General features: G+C 37.5%; 23 protein-coding genes. 22 read left to right on the top strand and 1 reads right to left on the bottom strand.

Annotation, left to right across the window (positions count from 1 at the left end; all coding sequences use genetic code 11):
* Positions 1–27: 27 nt before the first annotated feature.
* Positions 28–162 carry a DUF4044 domain-containing protein gene (locus LfDm3_RS06790; RefSeq protein WP_375708522.1) on the bottom strand — a complete coding sequence of 45 codons (135 nt, stop codon included), beginning with the start codon at positions 160–162 and terminating at the stop codon, positions 28–30.
* 91 nt (positions 163–253) lie between these two features.
* Between LfDm3_RS06790 and LfDm3_RS06980 the strand changes: the two genes are divergently transcribed.
* The 22 genes from LfDm3_RS06980 (at position 254) to LfDm3_RS05585 (ending at position 20,465) form a co-directional block, all read left to right on the top strand.
* Positions 254–649 (top strand): DUF3397 family protein, encoded by a 396-nt coding sequence (locus tag LfDm3_RS06980; RefSeq protein WP_039144912.1) that lies wholly within the window; start codon positions 254–256, stop codon positions 647–649.
* A 132-nt stretch (positions 650–781) separates the two neighbouring features.
* Positions 782–1,207, top strand: a complete 426-nt coding sequence (mraZ, locus tag LfDm3_RS05685; protein WP_039144940.1) for a division/cell wall cluster transcriptional repressor MraZ — start codon at positions 782–784, stop codon at positions 1,205–1,207.
* Positions 1,208–1,224: 17 nt separating this feature from the next.
* Positions 1,225–2,169: a 16S rRNA (cytosine(1402)-N(4))-methyltransferase RsmH gene (gene rsmH / locus LfDm3_RS05680; RefSeq protein WP_039144938.1), complete on the top strand. Its 945-nt coding sequence runs from the start codon at positions 1,225–1,227 to the stop codon at positions 2,167–2,169.
* Positions 2,170–2,181: 12 nt separating this feature from the next.
* Positions 2,182–2,565 (top strand): cell division protein FtsL, encoded by a 384-nt coding sequence (gene ftsL, locus LfDm3_RS05675; RefSeq protein WP_052236627.1) that lies wholly within the window; start codon positions 2,182–2,184, stop codon positions 2,563–2,565.
* A complete protein-coding gene (locus LfDm3_RS05670) occupies positions 2,562–4,703 on the top strand; it encodes a penicillin-binding transpeptidase domain-containing protein (RefSeq protein WP_039144910.1) in 2,142 nt (713 codons plus the stop codon). Before ftsL ends, LfDm3_RS05670 begins: the two co-directional genes overlap by 4 nt.
* Before the next feature lie 20 nt (positions 4,704–4,723).
* A complete protein-coding gene (mraY, locus tag LfDm3_RS05665; protein WP_039144909.1) occupies positions 4,724–5,680 on the top strand; it encodes a phospho-N-acetylmuramoyl-pentapeptide-transferase in 957 nt (318 codons plus the stop codon).
* Between the two features lie 19 nt (positions 5,681–5,699).
* Positions 5,700–7,076: a UDP-N-acetylmuramoyl-L-alanine--D-glutamate ligase gene (gene murD / locus LfDm3_RS05660; protein WP_039144908.1), complete on the top strand. Its 1,377-nt coding sequence runs from the start codon at positions 5,700–5,702 to the stop codon at positions 7,074–7,076.
* Positions 7,076–8,188: an undecaprenyldiphospho-muramoylpentapeptide beta-N-acetylglucosaminyltransferase gene (murG, locus tag LfDm3_RS05655; RefSeq protein ID WP_039144907.1), complete on the top strand. Its 1,113-nt coding sequence runs from the start codon at positions 7,076–7,078 to the stop codon at positions 8,186–8,188. Before murD ends, murG begins: the two co-directional genes overlap by 1 nt.
* Positions 8,189–8,200: 12 nt before the next feature.
* Positions 8,201–9,016 (top strand): cell division protein FtsQ/DivIB, encoded by an 816-nt coding sequence (locus LfDm3_RS06720; protein WP_052236626.1) that lies wholly within the window; start codon positions 8,201–8,203, stop codon positions 9,014–9,016.
* A 99-nt stretch (positions 9,017–9,115) separates the two neighbouring features.
* Positions 9,116–10,471 carry a cell division protein FtsA gene (ftsA, locus tag LfDm3_RS05645; protein WP_039144905.1) on the top strand — a complete coding sequence of 452 codons (1,356 nt, stop codon included), beginning with the start codon at positions 9,116–9,118 and terminating at the stop codon, positions 10,469–10,471.
* 20 nt (positions 10,472–10,491) lie between these two features.
* Positions 10,492–11,778 carry a cell division protein FtsZ gene (gene ftsZ / locus LfDm3_RS05640; protein WP_010021206.1) on the top strand — a complete coding sequence of 429 codons (1,287 nt, stop codon included), beginning with the start codon at positions 10,492–10,494 and terminating at the stop codon, positions 11,776–11,778.
* Between the two features lie 20 nt (positions 11,779–11,798).
* Positions 11,799–12,206, top strand: coding sequence for a cell division protein SepF (locus LfDm3_RS05635; protein ID WP_039144903.1), 408 nt, complete (start codon positions 11,799–11,801; stop codon positions 12,204–12,206).
* Positions 12,207–12,217: 11 nt separating this feature from the next.
* Positions 12,218–12,493 (top strand): YggT family protein, encoded by a 276-nt coding sequence (locus LfDm3_RS05630; protein ID WP_010021208.1) that lies wholly within the window; start codon positions 12,218–12,220, stop codon positions 12,491–12,493.
* A gap of 1 nt (position 12,494) precedes the next feature.
* Positions 12,495–13,286: a YlmH family RNA-binding protein gene (locus tag LfDm3_RS05625; RefSeq protein ID WP_039144901.1), complete on the top strand. Its 792-nt coding sequence runs from the start codon at positions 12,495–12,497 to the stop codon at positions 13,284–13,286.
* Positions 13,287–13,297: 11 nt separating this feature from the next.
* The gene (locus LfDm3_RS05620; RefSeq protein WP_039144899.1) at positions 13,298–13,987 is read left to right on the top strand and encodes a DivIVA domain-containing protein; all 690 of its coding nucleotides are present in this window, start codon (positions 13,298–13,300) and stop codon (positions 13,985–13,987) included.
* A gap of 206 nt (positions 13,988–14,193) precedes the next feature.
* A complete protein-coding gene (ileS, locus tag LfDm3_RS05615; RefSeq protein WP_039144896.1) occupies positions 14,194–16,995 on the top strand; it encodes an isoleucine--tRNA ligase in 2,802 nt (933 codons plus the stop codon).
* Between the two features lie 51 nt (positions 16,996–17,046).
* Positions 17,047–17,250, top strand: coding sequence for a cold-shock protein (locus tag LfDm3_RS05610; protein WP_039144894.1), 204 nt, complete (start codon positions 17,047–17,049; stop codon positions 17,248–17,250).
* A gap of 54 nt (positions 17,251–17,304) precedes the next feature.
* A complete protein-coding gene (locus LfDm3_RS05605; RefSeq protein ID WP_010021216.1) occupies positions 17,305–17,850 on the top strand; it encodes an NUDIX hydrolase in 546 nt (181 codons plus the stop codon).
* A 9-nt stretch (positions 17,851–17,859) separates the two neighbouring features.
* Positions 17,860–18,225 carry a hypothetical protein gene (locus LfDm3_RS05600; protein WP_039144893.1) on the top strand — a complete coding sequence of 122 codons (366 nt, stop codon included), beginning with the start codon at positions 17,860–17,862 and terminating at the stop codon, positions 18,223–18,225.
* A gap of 20 nt (positions 18,226–18,245) precedes the next feature.
* Entirely contained in the window at positions 18,246–18,947 is a 702-nt protein-coding gene (locus LfDm3_RS05595) for a 5'-methylthioadenosine/adenosylhomocysteine nucleosidase (RefSeq protein WP_039144891.1), read from the top strand.
* A 13-nt stretch (positions 18,948–18,960) separates the two neighbouring features.
* Positions 18,961–20,121 carry a cysteine desulfurase family protein gene (locus LfDm3_RS05590; RefSeq protein ID WP_039144889.1) on the top strand — a complete coding sequence of 387 codons (1,161 nt, stop codon included), beginning with the start codon at positions 18,961–18,963 and terminating at the stop codon, positions 20,119–20,121.
* Entirely contained in the window at positions 20,121–20,465 is a 345-nt protein-coding gene (locus LfDm3_RS05585) for a hypothetical protein (protein WP_039144888.1), read from the top strand. The genes LfDm3_RS05590 and LfDm3_RS05585 overlap by 1 nt, the downstream gene beginning before the upstream one ends.
* Positions 20,466–20,550: the final 85 nt, after the last annotated feature.

The raw sequence follows: 20,550 nt of genomic DNA, 5'->3' as shown, positions 1-20,550 counted from the left end.
AGAATGTCTTAAAGCAAAGTTATTAAATTATGCGCCACCAAAGAAAGCAGCTGCTGATCCAGCAACCACTGATAAAATGGTTGCAATTATCATTAACCAAACAAAAATCATAAGGATTTTTTGAAACGTTGATTTATCTTTCCATTTATTCAAGGCATCCACCACTTTCAGTATTTATACTGTGATAATTCTAACTTTGAACTAAAAATATTGCAAATTACTTATTATGTCTAAACTTAAGGGTTGAGGGAAAATGAAAATGGTCAATTATATTTCAAACATGCATTCATTAATGCAAGCTTTGATTAAACCGGCATTATTTTTTGTAATAATCGGTCTAATTATTATTATTTCGAAACGTGTGACTAAGAATCGGATTTTTCAACGCCTAAACTTTTTAGATTCCTTTCCAATTATTGGGATCTGGATTGTACATGTCATTACAATGACTAACCACGGTTTTTCTTTTTTGCCCGTCTTTGTTTTAATTTGGATGATAATGGGAATTATTTTTCTTATTTATCGAGTCGTGAGTGAGGGACAATTAAGACCAAAGTTATTTTTAATTAACTTTTGGCGAGCGAGTGATATTTATTGGATAATTATTTTTATATTATCTTTGATTATAAAAATTATCACAATACATTGACTTAAACGCATTTCAAGAATTGTTTTCTTGAAATGCGTTTATTTTTTTGTGGATTTTTGTGGAGGCGAAGTGGTAGGAAGTGGGTTATTGTGGTAAACTAAAATTATATTTAGGAAGAGAGGAATGAGAGCCATGTTCATGGGTGAATATCGACATCATATCGATACTAAGGGACGGCTTATTATTCCTGCTAAATTCCGAGATTTATTAGGTGATAAGTTTGTTATTACTCGGGGACTCGATGGCTGTCTTTTCGGATACACTGAAGAAGAGTGGCAGAAAGTTCAAGAAAAAATCAATAAACTTCCATTTAACAAAAAAGATGCCAGAATGTTTGCCCGTTTTTTCTTTTCTGCCGCTACTGAATGTGACATTGACAAGCAAGGACGAGTTAACATTCCAACGTCACTTCGTAAGTATGCAGATCTTACTAAGAACTGTGTCTTAGCGGGGGTATCAACTAGATTTGAAATTTGGGATGCTTCTAAGTGGGATCAATACACGGACGAGGCTTCTAGTGAGTTCAGTGATATTGCTGAGAATTTACTTAATGATTAGGCTGGGGTGAATTAATGATGGCTAAATTTGAACATCAAACTGTTTTATTAAACGAAGCTGTTCGTGGTCTAAACGTTAAACCCAATGGGATTTATGTTGATTGTACTCTTGGAGGTGGCGGACATAGTGCAAAGATCCTTTCTGAGTTAAGAAATGGTCATTTGTATGCCTTTGATCAAGATCAAGTTGCTATCGACTATAATCAGCACTATTTAGCAAAGTTTTTAAAGGATAATGAGTTAACTTTCATTCATGATAATTTTAGAAACTTTAAGTCTGATCTAGAGCAATACGGTGTTACAAGTGTTTCTGGGGTTGTTTATGATTTAGGGGTATCTTCACCTCAATTAGATGACGCCGAACGTGGATTCAGTTATCAAAAGGATGCTCGCCTTGATATGCGGATGGATCAGCGAAATAACTTGGATGCCTGGGAAGTTATTAATCATTGGTCATATGAAAAGTTAGTAAAAATCTTTTATCGATATGGTGAAGAAAAATTTTCAAAGCAAATTGCCAGAAGCATTGAGCGTATTAGAGCTGATCATCCGATTGATACTACGACTCAGCTAGCTGAAATTATCAAAAATGCTATTCCGGCCGCTGCCAGAAGGCACGGTGGGAATCCTGCTAAACGAGTTTTTCAAGCTGTTCGGATCGCTGTTAACGATGAATTGGGAGCTTTAGAAGATTCGTTGGAGCAAGCTTTAGACATGTTAGAAGTTCACGGAAGAATTAGCGTGATTACTTTTCAATCATTAGAAGATCGATTGGTAAAGGGAATCTTTAAAGAAAAAACCACCATTCAAGATTTGCCGCATGATTTACCTGTAATACCTGAAGCAATGCAACCAAAATTTAAAATGGTCCAAAGAAAACCAATTTTACCCAGTGCAGATGAGCTTAATCAAAATCACCGATCGCACAGTGCCAAACTCAGAATTATTGAGAAAATTAAATAGGAGGTGGGAACTTTGGCACAAAATGGTCTAGCAAGAAAAGAATATTCAAATGGGAATGCGTATGAGACGTATCGCAGAAATCAGATCAATTCTCACCAACCCACTGCTCCACAAAAAGAACATAGGTTCACCCCGAAACTTGAAGTTACTGTTTTAGTAGTTGGATGTGCAGTAGTTTTTTTAATGGCAATTGCGTTAGTTTGGACAAGAATATCGCTTTCAGGGGCACAACAAACGTTGCAAGATACAGCAACGAGATCAACAAGAATACATAATACCAATACAGGACTTAAACAACAGATTGATGAATTACAAAGTAGTTCACGCTTAGATAAAGTTGCTAAGGGATCTGGATTGAAACTTTCGAATGATCAAATAAGGAACATCACAAAATGAATAAAAAACAAGAGCAGATGAAAAATCGGAAAAATGCGATTGCTAACCGAAAAAGATTTGGGATGTATTTTCGGATTTTAGTAATTGTAGTTTTCCTGTTGATTTTCGGCTTTTTTTTTAAAAAAGCAATTTTCAAAAGCGCAAATAACGTTAATTTGGCGCAGCAGACGAAAAATTTGTATGCTCAAACTAACGTGCTGAAATCCAAGCGAGGCACAATTTACGATAATAATAATCAGGCACTAGCTGAGGACACTAGTACCTACTCGATTTATGCCATCTTGAATAAATCACAGAAGACTAAAGACAATAAACCAGATTACGTGACTAATCCCCAAAAGACGGCTAAAGTTCTTTCTGAAAACTTGCCAATCAGTTACAAAGAAGCCCTTAAGACACTTCAGCCCAAAAAAAGGGCCTTTCAAGTGGAATTTGGAAATCCTGGAAAAAATATTTCCTTAGTTGATAAACAAAAGATTGTGGCTCAGCATTTACCAGGGATCAAGTTTGTTCAGCAACAAAGCCGTCTGTATCCCAACGGAGTTTTTGCTTCGCATATCGTGGGACTAGCTTCACAAGTAACTAATAATAAGACGAAAGAAACCAACCTCGTAGGACAAATGGGGTTAGAAAAGTCATTTAATAAAACTTTAAGTGGCCAAAATGGTTATAAAGAAGTTCGCCATGATAATTACGGGTATGAAGTTCCTGGGGACAATCAAAAAGAAAAATCGGCAATCAATGGTAATAACGTCCATACGACCATTGACTCACGACTTGAATATCTTCTGGAAAATCAGATGACAGAAGTTCAATCACAAGTTCATCCTAAAAGTATGAATGCCATGCTGATTGATGCTAAGACTGGGAAGGTGCTAGCTGCGGCTCAACGTCCTACTTTTAACGCCACAACTGGTAAGGGACTTGGTGGAATTTGGCGAAATACGTTAACTCAAGATGCTTTTGAGCCTGGTTCAACAATGAAAGTCTTTACTTTAGCGGCCTCAATTGATAGTGGTAATTTTCATGGCAACGAGCGTTACTTGTCCGGAAAATATAACATTGATGGTAAAACTGTTCCTGATTGGTTGCCAACTGGATGGGGCCGAATCACTTATAATAAAGGGTTTGCCTTATCTAGTAATGTTGCCATGGCACACTTAGAGGAACAAATGGGTCCGAAAACATGGAAAGAATACATTAATCGTTTTCAGTTCCTTAAGAATACTAACTCAGTTTTCGGTGATGATGATTCAGGTAATATGCAGTTTAAATTACCAATTGAACAGGCTAATACATCCTTTGGCCAGGGAATTCAGGTTACGGCGTTACAAATGGTACAAGCTCTAACTGCGGTTGCTAATAACGGGGAAATGATTAAGCCACGATTTGTTGATAATATAACCAATGATCATCATAAAGTGGTGAAATCTTATAAAGAGGAAACCCTTGGTCATCCTATTAAAGCTTCAACTTCTCAGGAAGTTCGAAAACACATGGAAGATGTTGTTTATAAGCCGTACGGCATTGGACATGATTATCAAATCCCTGGCTATCGAGTAGCAGCAAAGACCGGTACTGCCCAAGTAAGTAATGGAACGGGTGGATATGAAAACGGTGATGATAGTTATCTTTACTCAGTGGCTGGAATGGTTCCATCATCTAATCCAAGATACATTATGTATGTCAGCATGAAGCAACCAACCTTAAATGGTAGTAAGACGGCTTCTCAATTGATGGCACAGATCTTTAATCCTGTTATGAAACGAGCATTAACACAAAATAGTGAAAATAATACTCAAGTTCCAGACGTTGTTAATCAGAAGACGGACCAAGCTAAGGATCAGCTTAATAAGAGTCATATGACACCAATCGTGATCGGTGATGGTGATACAATTACAAAACAAAGCCCAACGGCAATCGGCGCTGGAGCTGGCAATAATCATATCATTTTACTTACTAGTGGTGTTTTAAGAATGCCAGACATTAAAGGATGGAGTCAAAAAGATGTTCAGACCCTTAGTGATCTATTGGACATTAAGTTAAGTACTACTGGTAAGGGCAATGTAGTAAATCAAAGTATTAATCGTGGTCAACGAATTACCCCCAAGACCACGTTAGTAATTAAATTAAAATAATTTTGAGAGGATGAAAAGTGATGGATTGGTTAATTCCACTAGTTGGAGGATTTATTATTACACTGGGACTAACTCCAGTATTAGTAAGCTATTTTAGATCAAAGCATGAAGGTCAGATGATCAGGGAGGAAGGCCCTAGCTGGCACGAAAACAAAAGTGGCACCCCTACAATGGGAGGGTTAGGCTTTATCATTGCGATTGTGATTACATGCTTAGTTTATGGCTTAGTAGTTAACCAATTAAAGTCAACTTTGCTCATCTTGTTATTTGTTCTTGTCTTTTACGGATTGATTGGAATGTGGGATGATTCCATCAAATTGTTTAAACGTCAAAATGAAGGATTTAAAGCATGGCAAAAATTTCTGCTTCAGATCGTTGGTGCTTTGGTCTTTGCATGGGTCTACTATGCAGATGGATTTCCAATGTCCATTCGTTTCTTCAATCTTGGTGAAATTCCACTAGGTTATTTTTACGTCCTATTCATTATCTTTTGGTTGGCTGGATTCTCAAATGCAGTTAATCTAACCGACGGATTGGATGGATTAGTGAGTGGATTAGCGATCATTGCATTTGGAGCATATGCCGTGGTGGCATACTTTCAGCATCAATTTGAAGTTGAAATCTTTTGTATGTCAGTGGCGGGAGCTTTACTAGCCTTTCTGATCTTTAATCATAAACCCGCTAAGATCTTCATGGGAGACATGGGGTCATTAGCGCTAGGTGGAGCATTAGCCGCCGTATCAATTTTGCTTCATCATGAACTTTCCTTGTTATGGATTGGACTAGTGTTTGTTATTGAAACGGCCAGTGTTATTTTACAAGTGACATCTTTTAAACTGACTGGTAAAAGGATCTTTAAGATGACTCCCATTCATCATTCATTTGAGATGATGGGATGGAGTGAATGGAAGATTGATATTGTCTTTTGGTTAGTGGGGCTCTTTACGGCCATAACTGGTGTTATTACAATGATTTAGTTTTTAGGGAGTTTTAATTATGAAAAAAGTTGACGATTATAAAAATAAAAACGTATTGGTTTTTGGTGCTGGAATGAGTGGAACTAATGCAGCCGAACTACTAGTTAAATTGGGTGCCAAGGTTACGTTAACGGATGCCAAACCAGCAGATCAGATCAAAGCGTACAATGATTTACAAAATGATGGTGTCAAAGTGGTAGCTGGTAAGTCTCCTGTTTCTTTGCTTGATGGCATGGATTTGATGGTTAAAAATCCCGGAATCCCGTATGATAATGAACTAGTAAAAGCCGCTCAATCTCGAAATATTCCGATTATTGTGGAACTGGAGCTAGCTGCTGAAGTTTCAGAGGCGCCATTAGTAGGGGTTACTGGAAGCAATGGAAAAACAACTACAACGACTATGATTACTAAGATGTTGCAGGCTGGTAAACAGCATGGAACTGCCTTAGATGGTGGTAACATTGGAATTCCAGCAACTAAGGTAGCTCAAGAAGTTACTAAGGAAGATGTCTTGGTATTAGAAATTTCAAGTTTTATGTTATTAGGTACCCCCAAACTTCATCCTCATATTGCCGTTATTACTAATATTTTTTCCAATCATTTGGATTATCACAAGACACGGGAAAATTATGTGAATGCTAAAATGCAAATTACTAAGAATCAGACCAAAAATGATTATCTGGTAATTAACTTTGATAGTGAAGAATGGAGAGAGTTAAGTAAGCGCAGTAAAGCACAAATTATCCCATTTTCACTAACTGATCATTATCAGAATGGGGCCTATGTATCTGATGGAGACATTTATTTTAAAGATGAATTTATTATGCACAAAAAAGACATTCGGGTCCCAGGTGAACAGAATGTTCAAAATGCTTTAGCTGCCATTGCGGTTGCCAAATTATATGAGATTCCTACTGAGGCCATTGTGTCGGTATTAAAAAATTTTGGTGGAGTTCGTCACCGAGTTCAGTACGTATTAACGGCTGACAATCGTGAATTTTATAATGATTCGAAGGCAACCGATATTGAAGCCACTCAGATGGCTTTGAGGGGCTTTGATGAACCCATCGTTTTACTAGCAGGCGGGCTTGATCGTGGATATACTTTCGATAAATTGGTGCCAGATTTTAAGGATAGTTTGGCGGGAATTGTTTTGTTTGGTCAAACTGCTGACTTATTAGAAGAGGCGGCAAAAAAAGCTGGGGTACCACAGATTAAGAAAGTTAAAAATCTTGATGAGGCTGTTCCTGAGGCCTTTAAGATGAGTAAACCAGGCGATATCGTATTATTGTCACCAGCTAATGCTAGTTGGGATCAGTTTGCAACGTATCGTGATCGCGGTGATAAATTTATCAAAGATGTTGAAAAGTTAACTGGTAAAAAGGAGACCAACTAATGAGAATGATTGTATCGGGAGGCGGAACGGGAGGACATATTTACCCCGCGCTTGCCTTAATTGACGCATTAAAAGCTAAAGAGCCTAATTCAGAAGTTTTGTATGTTGGATCTGATCGTGGGCTTGAGGGAAAAATTGTTCCGGAAAAGGGACTCAAGTTTGATGCGTTAAACATTCAGGGCTTTAAACGTAAGTTATTTAGTTTATACAATTTCAAAACCGTCTGGCTCTTTTTAAAAAGTGTTCATGAAGCAAAGAAAATCATTAAAGATTTTAAACCGGATGTCGTTGTTGGAACAGGTGGCTATGTTTGTGGTGCCGTGGTTTATGCTGCAGCCAAAATGGGGATCCCGACCGTTATTCATGAGCAAAATAGTGTGGTTGGACTAACTAATCGTTTCTTAAGTCGTTACGTGGATCAGATTGCCATTGCCTTTGACGACGCCCGAAAACAATTTCCTGAAAATAAAGTTGTTTTTACTGGGAATCCTCGTGCCCAACAGGTTGCAAATATACAAAGTGATTTTAAATTGAGCAGCATTGGCTTAAAAGATGACGTTCCAACCGTTTTAATATTTGGTGGGAGCCAGGGTGCCCTGAAGATTAATTCTTCAACCGTAGAAGCAATTCCTGAATTTGACCGACGCAAGTATCAAGTTGTGTTTGTAACTGGTCAAAAGCGTTATCAAAGTGTAAAAGATGAGTTGAAGAACGTTAAAGTCAACAGTAATATTGCAGTTTTACCGTATATTTCTAATATGCCGGAAGTTTTGCCAAAAGTTGACCTAATTGTAGGAAGAGCAGGAGCCACCAGTATTGCTGAAATTACCGCAATTGGAATTCCCGCAATCCTGATTCCCAGTCCATATGTTACAGCCGATCATCAGACTAAGAATGCCATGAGTTTGGTGAAAAATAATGCCGCAATGATTTTGACGGAAAAAGATCTTAACGGACAGTCATTAGTAACTAAAGTGGATTCTTTGATGCATAATTCTGAATTAAGAAAACAAATGGCTGCTAATTCTTATAATATGGGAGTTCGAAATGCAGCAGATCAACTTTTAGCAGTTTGCCAAACTGCAATTAAAAAACATCATAAAAAAGCTTAACGGGTGATCGTGATGAAAACTAACGGCAATGATTCCAATTCGTCTGGTCGGTTGGAAAGATACCAAGAGAGAAAACAAAGAAAAAATAGTAGATACCGGGTTGGTCATCAAATTCCCGGGATTCGAAAACAGCAACGTCGGCAGTTAATTAAAGGCTTTTTACCAATCCTATTAGCTTTTAGCATAATTGCCCTAATCTCACTGTATTTTGTATTGCCGTACAGTCGAATATCAGCGATTAAAGTTCAAACTGATAGGCAATTGGCGGATGCTAATATTAAGGATCAAATTCCATTTCAAGCTGGAGATTCGTTGTTCATGGTTAAAAGGAATCAGTCCCAAGCACGGCAGTATGTCTTGAATCATAATGCTGAGGTTAAAAAGATTGATTTCGTTTTTACGCATCATAATCAATTAAATGTAAAAGTGATGGGTTATTCTGACCCTGAGTATGCTTTAAGGGATGGTAAATATTATCCAGTTTACCCGTCTGGCAATATTTCTAATCAAGAGGTTAAGATTAAAAATTTAGATGATGTTTGTGTTCTTTCTGGGTTTAACCAAAAAGAAGAAATTAAAAATGTTTTAAAACAATATAAAAACATTAAGCAACCCATTCGAAATCAAATTAAGGAATTACAAAGTGCAACTACCAAAAGTAATCCTGAAAGAATTAAGATTGTGATGAAAGATGGAAATGAAGTTTATGTTAAAACTAGCACAATGGCAGGGAAAATGGCTTACTATCCGTCAATTGCTAAGACCCTAAAACAAAAGAGTGTTATCAACATGGAAGTGGGAGCATATTCGTATCCATTGGGGAAATGAGAGTTCTTTATTAACATTCACTATGTGTGTTAAAATTAAGTGAGATTATGGTTTATTGGACCATCGTTTTCGATAAACTTTATATGGAGGTTCCAGATTATGAACGATTCAAATATGTACATTGGTTTAGATATTGGAACCACTTCGATTAAGGTGATTGTAGCGGAAAAAGCCAACAATCAAATGAATGTAATCGGGGTTGGTAACGAGAGATCAGCTGGAGTGAGCCGGGGAGTTATTGTTGATATTGACAAGGCTTCAAACGCAATTGGACGCGCAATTAGACAGGCTGAAGAAAAAGCCAGTGTCAAGATTAGTAACGTAATTGTTGGCATTCCTGCTGACCAAATAAAAATTGATAAGTGTTCTGGAATGATTGAACTTCCTGATCAATCAGAAGAAATCACTAATGATGACGTTGTTGACGTTGCTGAATCTGCGATTGATACTAATCTACCTCCTGAACGTGAAGTGATTGATTTAACTCCTGATGAGTTCATGGTTGATGGCTTTGATGGGATTCAAGATCCAAGAGGAATGGTTGGAAATCGCCTTAAGATGAATGGGCGTATGATTAGCGGACCTAAAACAATCATTCACAATATCAAGAAGGCTGTCACAAATGCTGGACTAAGCATCGAGGCACTTGTCGTTGATCCTCAAGCTGAAGGAAAATATATTTTAAGTGAATCAGAGCAAGAGTTTGGTACAATACTGATTGATTTAGGTGGTGGCCAATCAACAGTTGCGGTTATTCATGACTTTGAACTCAAGTATGCAAATGTGGATCTTGAGGGTGGACAATACATAACTAAAGATATTTCCTCAGTGTTAAATACATCTGCTTCTAATGCTGAAAAGCTGAAGCGTGGCTATGGATATGCTGATGTTGATCAAGCTAGTGAAGATAATGAATTCCCAGTTGATGTGGTTGGTCAAGGACAACCAGTTAACGTAAGTGAAAAATTATTGGCTGAGATTATCGAAGCACGAATTGACCAAATCTTTAGTAGATTGAAAACTGACCTTGACGGAATTGATGCTCTAAGTTTGCCTGGTGGAATTGTTCTAACTGGGGGAGTAGCATCAATGCCTGGAATTGCTGAGTTAGCAGCTAATACTTTTGGAGTAAATGTCAGAGTTTATATTCCTGATCAAATTGGTTTAAGACATCCTTCTTTGTCATTAGCACTATCTTTAGTTAATTATGGTGGTAATTTGAGTCAAATCGAGCGGTTAGTACGTTCTGCATTTGACCATGGTGAGTTCACTCACAGTGACAACGGAAATGCCAGAGAAGTTGAACCTGAGTCTGAGCCGAAAGTATCTGGATCCATTCCCTTTAAGCAAAAAAGACAGAATAAAACGGCAAAAAAGAAACGTGAAAAGAAACCAAAGAGTGATAAGAATTTAGGCGAAAGATTTAGTGGTATCGTACATCACTTTTTCGAGTAACGGGGGGGTATCGATAAAATATGGACTATTCAATGGATGCAAATAAAAATAATGGTGCAACAATTAAAGTCATCGGAGTTGGTGGCGGTGGTGGAAATGCCGTCAACCGAATGATTGAAGAAGGTGTCAAGGGAGTAGAATTTATTGCTGCCAACACCGATTTACAGGCTTTAGGAAGTTCTAAAGCAGAGACTAAAATTAATTTAGGACCTAAGCTTACTAAGGGACTTGGAGCTGGTTCAAACCCAGAAGTAGGATCAAAAGCGGCCGAAGAAAGTGAAGAGGCTCTTACTGATGCACTAAATGATGCTGATATGGTATTTGTAACTTCTGGAATGGGTGGTGGAACCGGAACTGGTGCCGCTCCCATCGTTGCTAAAATTGCAAAGGACGCAGGTGCATTAACGGTTGGCGTAGTTACTCGTCCCTTCGTTTTTGAAGGACCAAAGCGAGATCACAATGCCACCGAAGGAATTGAAGCTTTAAAGCAGAACGTTGACACTTTGGTAGTGGTATCCAATAATCGTTTGTTGGATATGGTTGATAAAAAGACACCAATGATGGAAGCATTTAAAGATGCTGACGATGTTCTACGCCAAGGTGTCCAAGGAATCACCGATTTGATCACCAGTCCCGGAGTTGTTAATTTGGATTTTGCTGATGTTACAAGTGTTATGCAAAATCAGGGCTCAGCTCTTATGGGAGTTGGTGCTGCAACAGGCGAAAATCGGACTGAAGAAGCAACGAAAAAAGCCATTAATTCTCCATTATTAGAAGTTTCAATTGATGGTGCTCAACAGGTTTTACTTAATGTTACAGCTGGTCCAGAGCTATCGCTTGCGGAAGCTCAGGATGCGGCTAATATTGTATCTGATGCAACGTCTAATGATGTTAACATCTTCTTTGGAACCTCAATTGATGAAAACATGGGTGACGAGGTTAAGGTTTCAGTGGTTGCTACCGGAATTCAAACTGGTGATCCAGATCGTTCTGCTAGTCCAGCTTTAGCTCGCAAGAATCGTTCAAGTACATTTGCCAGTCCTAAGACTGATAGTTCACAAAAAGACAATTCTGATTCCAGCAATGATGACCCACTTCATAACTGGGATATTAGTGATAACCAGAATGATGTAAGAGATAACGATTCATCTTCAAATGATGATAAATTTTCAAACGTTGAAAAACAGGACTTTGAACCATTTGATGCTGGAAACAATTCAGATTCAAATAACAATGATGATAGTGGAAACGACAATGATGATGTCCCTCCATTCTTCAGATATCGGAACCGAAACAATAAGCAGTAGTTTTCGGAGAGGAGTTAGTAATGTCAAATAAGATTAAAAAGTTTTTGGGGCTTGATGATGACGATGAAGCCTATGAAAATGATGAAACAAGTCAAAATGCTGTTCCGTCAGTAAAGAGCAACCCACGAAAGGTTGTTTCAATGAATCAAAGTGATATTTCTAATAGTAAAATTGCCATTTTAGAGCCACGCATTTATGCCGATGCAAAAAGCATTGCCAGTAAGTTAATTGGTGGCAATGCTGTCATCGTCAAAATGGACGGCGTTAGTAATGAATCTGTTAAAAGAATTGTTGATTTCTTAAATGGGACTGTTTACGCAATCGACGGAAAAATAAAACGAATTGATGATAAAATTTTTCTTTGTGCACCTAATAATTTTGATATTGATGGGGCAATGGACGAAAAGTTTAATAGTCGGTTAGGATGATTTAATTGGTTATGGTGATTGATTGGATTGTTAGAATTATTAATTACGCAATTCAAATATACATGTTAGCGATTGTGATTGATGCACTACTAACTTGGTTTCCGGGGGCATCCCAATCTAGGTTTGGCCAGTTCTTGGGGCGAATCGTTAATCCGTTTTTAGAATACTTTAATTTTGCTCATATCGGAATGCTGGGATTTGGTCCCATTTTGGCATTGATTGTGCTTCAACTTTTACAGTTCGGTGTGACTTATATTGGAAATATTATAATAAGTCTGGTCGGATAGCATGAGTATTGAAAAAGATATTGAGCAACATTTTAGAAAGTCTGAGATTCCCTTCCTTCAAACCGCTAGTGATTGGATTGAGAGTGCTAATTCCGAATACCGACCAATCCTTACTAGCTTTTTAAATTCACGAGAATGTTATTTATTACAAACTTTAGTGAACCGCTATCCTCATTTGCAATTATCAACTTTTGGTGGCTATAAAGATGCTGAAATGAAACGTGGCATTATTTATCCAGACTACTTTCATCCAGAGGTTAAAGACTACCGATTAGCCTTAGTTGAAATTGAATACCCAGAAAAGTTTGCTTCAATTCACCATAACCAAGTTCTTGGCAGTTTAATGGGAAGCGGAATTGAACGGAAAGTTCTTGGTGACATTTTGACTGATGGAGAGCGTTTTCAATTTATTTGTGAACAAGAAATGGTTGGATATCTGACTCAGGAAGTTGATCGAATTGGACGAGTGAAAGTTAATTTAAAAGAAGTTAATTTAAGTGAAATGATACAGGGAGAAAATGACTGGGTTACTAGTTTTGTTACTCTTCCATCATTTCGGTTAGATGTAGTTATTTCAATTGGCTTTCGGATTTCTCGTAGTGTAGCTAAGTCACTAGTCGAACACGAAAAAGTGCGGCTAAACTGGTTTGAATTTACTAAACCAAACTATGAAATTAAAGTTTCTGATATGATTTCTGTTCGCGGATACGGTAGAATAAGAGTAGTTGGATATAATGGTCATTCTAAAAAGGGAAAGTTAAAAGCTGAGTTAAATATAATAAAAAATAAATGAGGAGGGATATTATGACACTTACTGCCCAAGATATTCATGATAAAAAGTTTTCACTAAAAATGAGAGGATATAGCATTGATGAAGTCAATGACTTTTTAGACCAACTCACTAAAGATTACCAAATTCTGCAAGATGAGAATGAGGAACTGAAAAAATCATTAAAGAAAACCAAAAAAGACCTCACTTACTATGATGACCTTAAGAATTCCTTGAATCAATCAATTTTAGTTGCTCAAGAAGCAGCTGATAAAGTTAAGAAGGATGCCGAAAGCGAAGCTGATGAGATTAAACAAAATGCACAAAAGCAAGCTGATTCAATCTTAGCTGACACTACTGACAAGTCTAATCAAATTATGGGTGCGACTACCAAACAAGCTCAAAGTCTCTCAATTGCAACCGATGATTTTCGGAATAGCATTAAGACTTTCCGTCAAAAGATGATTGGAATGTTACAAAGTCAGTTAGATTTTGCTAAGAATGAAGACTGGAATAAATTACTTGATTCTAGTAATTTTGATAATTATGATGAGATTCAGCAAGCCGTTAAGAACCTTGACAAGCAAGCTTTGGTGAGTGTAAACTCATCTAGTAATGATGATTCAGCAAAAGATCAAGATGATCAATTGATTGTTGAATCGGTATCGGGACCATATACTGATCCTACAGTTGAGATTTATCCCAATGACAAGCTACATAAATAACGGTAGATTGAAGACAGAAAGTTATTAATGACCTTTTCAGCGAATTAGGGTTGGTGTGAGCCTAATAAAGTAGTTATTAGTAAAAGATCACTTCATTGATAATCTATGCAATGAGAAAATTAACCATGGTTAATTTTGAATTTGGGTGGTACCACGAAGACTTCGTCCCTATTAGACGAGGTCTTTTTTATTTTGAGGAGGATACTATGAGAATTAAGGATACGCTGAATTTAGGTAAGACTAAATTCAAGATGAGAGGTAATCTTCCCGTAAAGGAAGTTGAACGAGAAAAAGTTTGGGAAGACAATCAACTTTACCAGCAACGTCAAAAGTTAAATGAGGGTAAACCATCATTTGTATTACATGATGGACCACCATATGCCAATGGTGATATCCACATGGGTCATGCTATGAATAAGATTACCAAGGATATGATTGTTCGTTTTAAATCAATGAATGGATATCGAGCTCCTTATGTACCCGGATGGGATACTCATGGACTACCCATTGAACAGCAACTTAAAAAGAAGGGATATAATCGAAAGAAAATGTCTACGAATGAATTTCGTAAACTTTGTCATGATTATGCTCTCAAACAAGTTGACAGACAACGTGATGAATTTAAACGATTAGGTGTGTCTGCTGATTGGGATAATCCATATTTAACGTTGATGCCAGAATATGAAGCTGCTGAAGTGCGTGTTTTTGGTAAAATGGCAGATCGTGGATTGATCTATAAGGGCCTTAAACCTGTAATTTGGTCGTGGTCATCAGAATCCGCACTTGCCGAAGCAGAAGTAGAATACCATGATGTGACCTCTCCATCCGCTTTCTTTGCTGAGAAGGTGATTGATGGAAATGGTGTCCTTGATAATGATACTTATATGGTAGTTTGGACTACGACCCCATGGACCATTCCTGGTTCAGAAGGGATTACGGTTGAACCTGATTTTGACTATTCAATTATTCAACATGATGATGATCCCAAGAAATATGTGATTGGAACCGACTTACTGGATCAAGATGCTGAAATGTTTGGATGGAAAAATGTCCGCACTTTACAAACCGTAAAGGGTAAAGATCTTGATAACATTAAGGCCCAACATCCGTTTGATAGTAGTCGTCAACTAGTAGTAATGAACGGTGATTTTGTTACTAATGATGCCGGAACAGGTTTGGTTCATACTGCTCCTGGATTTGGAGAAGATGATTATAATATTGGGATGCAATACGGATTAGACGTCTTTGCACCCGTTGATTCCAAGGGGTACCTAACTAAAGAAGCTGGTCCTGATTTTGAAGGTGTCTTTTACGAAGATGCTAATCAAATCGCATTAGATAAGTTAAAGGAACAGGGTCAACTTATCCATTACATGCCATATAAACATAGTTATCCTTTTGATTGGAGAACCAAGAAGCCAGTTATCTATCGTGCAACCCCACAGTGGTTTGCTTCGGTTGATAAGATCAGAAAAGAAATTTTGGATGCCATTGATACCGTTGGTTTTAATCCTAGCTGGGGCCAAAAACGACTTTATAACATGATTCGTGATCGCGGAGATTGGGTCATCTCAAGACAACGAGTTTGGGGAGTCCCACTGCCAATCTTCTATGGTGAGGATGGTGAGCCAATTATCACCGATGAGACCATTGAACATATTGCCGACTTGTTTAGCCAATATGGATCAGATATTTGGTTTGAGAGAGATGCAAAGGACCTTCTCCCAGAAGACTTTACCAGTAAGCATTCCCCAAATGGTAAATTTACCAAGGAAACTGATATTATGGATGTTTGGTTTGATTCTGGTACTTCTCATCAAGGTGTCTTAGCAGAACGTCCTAATTTAACCTATCCGTCAGATTTAGTAGTCGAAGGATCAGATCAGTATCGTGGATGGTTTAATTCTAGTTTGATTACAAGTGTTGCATACGCTGATATTGCTCCTTACAAGCATGTTCTATCACAAGGATTCACGCTTGATAAAAAAGGTCATAAAATGAGCAAGTCACTTGGAAACACGATTGCCCCAAGCGATGTTATTAAACAAATGGGTGCTGATATCGTGCGCTTGTGGGTTACAAGTGTTGATACCTCTGCCGATGTTAGAGTGTCGATGGGGAACTTTAAGGTAGTTTCTGACAGCTACAAGAAAATTAGAAATACGATTCGATACATGCTGGCTAACACTAGTGATTTTGATCCTGAATCTGATGCAATTAAATATGAAGATATGAATTCTGTCGATCAATACATGTTAATCCGTTTGAATCAGTTGATTCAAAACGTTAAAGATGATTACGATCAGTATGACTTTATGAGTATTAATAAAGAACTACTATCGTTTATTACCAGTGATTTGTCTGCTTTTTATTTAGATTTTGCTAAGGATATTTTGTACATTGATCCTAAAAATGGTCATCGTCGTCGCTCAATGCAGACGGTGTTATACACCATTTTAGTGGCTTTAACCAAGTTAATGACTCCCATTATTCCTCATACGACCGAAGAAATTTGGAGTTTCTTGGATGAACCTGAAGAATTTGTTCAATTAGCTGAAATGCCAGAAGTTAAGCACTTTAATGGGGAAGATACGGTTCGTAGCCAATGGGACCAATTTATGAAATTAAGGAAAAACGTTCTGAAAGCCATGGAATTAGCTCGAGATGATAAGGTTATTGGTAAGCCTTCTGAGGCTAAACTGACATTATACGTTGATGATGCGACCAAAGAAATGTTTAATGATTTAAATGTTGATATTGGACAAATTTTAATGGTGTCTCAATTAGACGTTAAATCAATTGATGATGTTGATGATCAAGCTAATCGCTTTGATGATAATTTAGCCATTAAGGTAGAACATGCTAATGGTGAGACTTGTGTTCGTTGTCGTCTTATTAAACAAGACGTTGGTTCTGATCCAGATTATCCTGAGTTTTGTGGTCGTTGTGCTAAAATTGTAAGGGAAGAGTTTCCTGAAACTGCTACAGAAGGATTTGAAGAAAAATAATGAAATCGGGACTTGTTCCCGATTTTTTATTAACAAAGAGGTGATTACGTAATGAAAGGCACAATTAAGAGTTACGAAAGAGATAAGGGTTTTGGTTACATTCAGGTTCCCAATTCTGATGATGTTTTTATGCATATCACGGGGATTATTTCTGGTAATCCTAAGCAAATTAAAGCTGGAGATTCCGTTGACTTTGTAAAAGCAATGGGACAACAGGGTTTTCAGGCGGCAAAGGTGGTTTTGCATCAGGACTAAAGTCGTTGCATTGAATTCACATTATAGTTAAACTATTTTTGGAAGGTGAATATCATGGATTTTGAAGAAAAAGTAATCAGTAGTAAACCAGTTTATAAGGGGCCAATTGCACAAGTTGAAGAACAACAAGTTAAACTTCCTAACGGAAAATTAGCTTCACGTGAGATTATTCATCACTGTAAGTCGGTAGCAATGCTTGCAATCACCTCAGGTAATAAAATGATTATGGAAAAACAGTGGCGGGCACCAGCTAAACGTGTCATGTTGGAAATTCCCGCTGGCAAGTTAGATGATCGTGATGATGATTCACCGATTCATGCTGTCAAAAGAGAGCTAAATGAAGAAGTTCGATTTAATGCGAAGGATATTAAACAGCTTTATTCATTTTATCCGTCAGTCGGAATCTCAGACGAATACATGTATCTGTACTTAGTCCAGGGATTAACTCCCGTTAAAAATAAATTACCAAGAGATCCAGGTGAATTTTTAGAAATTGATGAATATAGCTTGGATGAAGCAAAACAAATGCTAAAAGATGGCCAAATTATTGATGCTAAGACAATTATGGCAATTCAATACTGGGAATTGATGCAGAAGTAGGCGACCAATATGTTTAATGATAAAAAAGACGATCAATCTAATATGACAAGATCGCAATATCAGCGAATGTATGGTGATGCTGATAGAAGACACAATGTTGAATATGATCATAATTCTGAAAACCAGGAGACACGGTATAATCGATCCAAAAAGCGAAACTGGTTTAGTCGATTATTTCACCGTTCCAAAAATGATCAACCAACGGAAACAAATTTTAATCAATATGATAATGCCCAACCCGATTCATATGAGCGCGAAAGACTAGATACTTCTGAATATAAGCGAAAACGACTTGGTAGAAGATTAAATGTCGTCATTTTAATACTGTTAGTACTAATCATAATTGTACTGGCAATTATGCGATTTGTTGGGTAGCTTGAGGGGAAGAATAAATAATGAAAACATTTGGAATTATTTGTGCCATGGATGAGGAAATTAAGTCTTTGAAGTCGGCATTAAAAGATGAAAAAGAAAAAGATATTAATGGAATTAAATTTTACGACGGAACGATTGACGGTCAACACGTCATTTTAGTTAAATCTGGAATTGGGAAAGTTGAGGCTGGCATTACGGCCGCAATTTTATTAGAGAACTTTGACGTTGATGTATTGATTCATTCTGGGTCGGCCGCTGGAATTGGAAATGGTCTTAGTGTTGGTGATCTAGTAATTTCAACCCAGACCGCTTATCATGACGTTGATGCAACGGCTGCCGGCTATGAATACGGACAATTACCTGGCCAGCCTGCTCGATTCGATGCTTCAAATGTTTGGATCAATAAGATTTCAGACGCATCAAAAGACACTGGGATTAATCCTAAGCGAGGATTAATCGTTACTGGTGACCAATTCATTGCTGGTCAAAAAATGATTGATGATATTTTAAAGAATTTCCCGGATGCTTTATCCGCTGAGATGGAAGGAGCAGCTGTTGGTCAAGTTGCTCATCAATTTAAGATTCCTTACGTGGTGATTAGAGCGATGTCAGACGTTGGTGATGAAGATGCTAACCAAAGTTTTGACGAATTTGTTGTCGATGCCGGGAAACGTTCGGCCCAGATGTTACTAAATTTATTTAAGAATACAGAAGAAGCATAGAGGGATGATTTAAATGGGTGAGATCTATTTGGATAACGCCGCAACCACACCAGTATCAAGCGAAGTACTAAATGACATGTACGATAAGTTTAAAAATAACTTTGGAAACGCATCAACTTTGTATCAACTTGGCAGACAATCCAAGGAGATTTTGGAAGATAGTCGGCATGTGATTGCTAAAAGTATCAATGCCAATGACAATGAAATTGTTTTTACTAGTGGTGGAACAGAAAGCGATAATACTGCGGTAATTAGAACGGCTGAGGCACGTCAAAGTCTTGGTAAACACATCATTACGACTTCTATTGAACATGAAGCCATTTTAAAGCCCATGAAATATTTGGAAGATCATGGATTTAGGGTGACCTATCTGCCAGTGGATGAACATGGTAATATCTCGATGGACGACTTAAAGGATGCCCTTGATGATGATACGATCTTAGTTTCTATCATGACCGGTAATAATGAAGTCGGCAGTAAAAATCCAATTCATGAAATTGGTGAATTGCTTAAAGACCATCAAGCTTGGTTTCATACTGATGCCGTTCAGGCCTATGGATTGTTGGATATTGACGTTAAGAAGGATCATATTGACCTCCTTTCAACTTCAGCTCATAAGCTGAATGGACCAAAAATGATCGGGTTTTTGTATCGTCGAAATGGAATTAATTTTACCAGTTACATTATGGGTGGCGATCAAGAAGATAAGCGTCGTGCTGGAACGGAAAATATTCCCCAAATTTCTGGTTTTGCTACGGCAGTCAAAAACCTTCCAAGTGAGAAGAAAAAACAACGAAGAGAAACCTTTAGACGATTTAAGCGTGAGATAGTCGATGGTCTTACTAATAACGGAATTGCCATTGATGTTAATGGATCAATGAGTGACAATACTCTTCCCCATGTTCTCAATATTTGGATCAAGGGAATTTCGACTTATGTAATGCAAACTAACTTAGACTTAGCTGGAATTGCAGTTTCCGGTGGATCGGCATGCACGGCTGGGAGTTTAGAGCCGTCACATGTTTTGACAGCAATGTTTGGTAAGGAAAGTCCCAGAATCTCAGAGTCGATTCGAATTAGCTTTGGGGCCTATACGACTGATGAAGATATTCAAAAATTAGTTACTGAAATCACGGCAATTGTAAAGCGCTTAAAGAAGGGAAATAAAAAGTAATGGCATTTTCAAAGTCACTTCAGCTAAAGGGTGGAGATACTAAATATGAGTTAAGTCCTGAAATCAAAAAGTATACACTTCTGGATCTTGGATTTAGTAACACTAAGAGTGGTAACTTTGCCTATAAAAAATCAATTGATCCAGAATCACCCTTTAGTAAAAACGCAATGAAATTAAAAATCACCATTAATTCCGATATGGCTGAATTTAAGATGGCGATTGTTGATGGCAATGAAATGAATGACGTTGATATTTTTTCAAATGATAAACATTTAGAAGAACGGGATCAATTCAATTTTATTATGCAAAATATGATCTTAAGGAAGGTTTTTCGAAGGGTTTAAGAAGAGCCGAAGGTTGCATGAACCTTATTTAATAGAGTAAGATAGTAAATACTGGAATTGCGACCTTCAAATCGTAGATTTTCAG

This window comes from Fructilactobacillus fructivorans (genome assembly GCF_000814735.1).
Classification (GTDB): Bacteria; Bacillota; Bacilli; order Lactobacillales; family Lactobacillaceae; genus Fructilactobacillus; species Fructilactobacillus fructivorans.
This window is presented reverse-complemented; position numbering and strand designations above follow the sequence as displayed.

What these genes read in the sequence shown, in the direction of transcription:
- LfDm3_RS06980 (WP_039144912.1), top strand. Translation starts at nt 254, where the DNA reads ATGAAAATGGTCAATTATATTTCAAACATGCATTCATTAATGCAAGCT.
- mraZ (WP_039144940.1), top strand. Translation starts at nt 782, where the DNA reads ATGTTCATGGGTGAATATCGACATCATATCGATACTAAGGGACGGCTT.
- rsmH (WP_039144938.1), top strand. Translation starts at nt 1,225, where the DNA reads ATGGCTAAATTTGAACATCAAACTGTTTTATTAAACGAAGCTGTTCGT.
- LfDm3_RS05670 (WP_039144910.1), top strand. Translation starts at nt 2,562, where the DNA reads ATGAATAAAAAACAAGAGCAGATGAAAAATCGGAAAAATGCGATTGCT.
- mraY (WP_039144909.1), top strand. Translation starts at nt 4,724, where the DNA reads ATGGATTGGTTAATTCCACTAGTTGGAGGATTTATTATTACACTGGGA.
- murD (WP_039144908.1), top strand. Translation starts at nt 5,700, where the DNA reads ATGAAAAAAGTTGACGATTATAAAAATAAAAACGTATTGGTTTTTGGT.
- murG (WP_039144907.1), top strand. Translation starts at nt 7,076, where the DNA reads ATGAGAATGATTGTATCGGGAGGCGGAACGGGAGGACATATTTACCCC.
- LfDm3_RS06720 (WP_052236626.1), top strand. Translation starts at nt 8,201, where the DNA reads ATGAAAACTAACGGCAATGATTCCAATTCGTCTGGTCGGTTGGAAAGA.
- ftsA (WP_039144905.1), top strand. Translation starts at nt 9,116, where the DNA reads ATGAACGATTCAAATATGTACATTGGTTTAGATATTGGAACCACTTCG.
- ftsZ (WP_010021206.1), top strand. Translation starts at nt 10,492, where the DNA reads ATGGACTATTCAATGGATGCAAATAAAAATAATGGTGCAACAATTAAA.
- LfDm3_RS05635 (WP_039144903.1), top strand. Translation starts at nt 11,799, where the DNA reads ATGTCAAATAAGATTAAAAAGTTTTTGGGGCTTGATGATGACGATGAA.
- LfDm3_RS05630 (WP_010021208.1), top strand. Translation starts at nt 12,218, where the DNA reads ATGGTGATTGATTGGATTGTTAGAATTATTAATTACGCAATTCAAATA.
- LfDm3_RS05625 (WP_039144901.1), top strand. Translation starts at nt 12,495, where the DNA reads ATGAGTATTGAAAAAGATATTGAGCAACATTTTAGAAAGTCTGAGATT.
- LfDm3_RS05620 (WP_039144899.1), top strand. Translation starts at nt 13,298, where the DNA reads ATGACACTTACTGCCCAAGATATTCATGATAAAAAGTTTTCACTAAAA.
- ileS (WP_039144896.1), top strand. Translation starts at nt 14,194, where the DNA reads ATGAGAATTAAGGATACGCTGAATTTAGGTAAGACTAAATTCAAGATG.
- LfDm3_RS05610 (WP_039144894.1), top strand. Translation starts at nt 17,047, where the DNA reads ATGAAAGGCACAATTAAGAGTTACGAAAGAGATAAGGGTTTTGGTTAC.
- LfDm3_RS05605 (WP_010021216.1), top strand. Translation starts at nt 17,305, where the DNA reads ATGGATTTTGAAGAAAAAGTAATCAGTAGTAAACCAGTTTATAAGGGG.
- LfDm3_RS05600 (WP_039144893.1), top strand. Translation starts at nt 17,860, where the DNA reads ATGTTTAATGATAAAAAAGACGATCAATCTAATATGACAAGATCGCAA.
- LfDm3_RS05595 (WP_039144891.1), top strand. Translation starts at nt 18,246, where the DNA reads ATGAAAACATTTGGAATTATTTGTGCCATGGATGAGGAAATTAAGTCT.
- LfDm3_RS05590 (WP_039144889.1), top strand. Translation starts at nt 18,961, where the DNA reads ATGGGTGAGATCTATTTGGATAACGCCGCAACCACACCAGTATCAAGC.
- LfDm3_RS05585 (WP_039144888.1), top strand. Translation starts at nt 20,121, where the DNA reads ATGGCATTTTCAAAGTCACTTCAGCTAAAGGGTGGAGATACTAAATAT.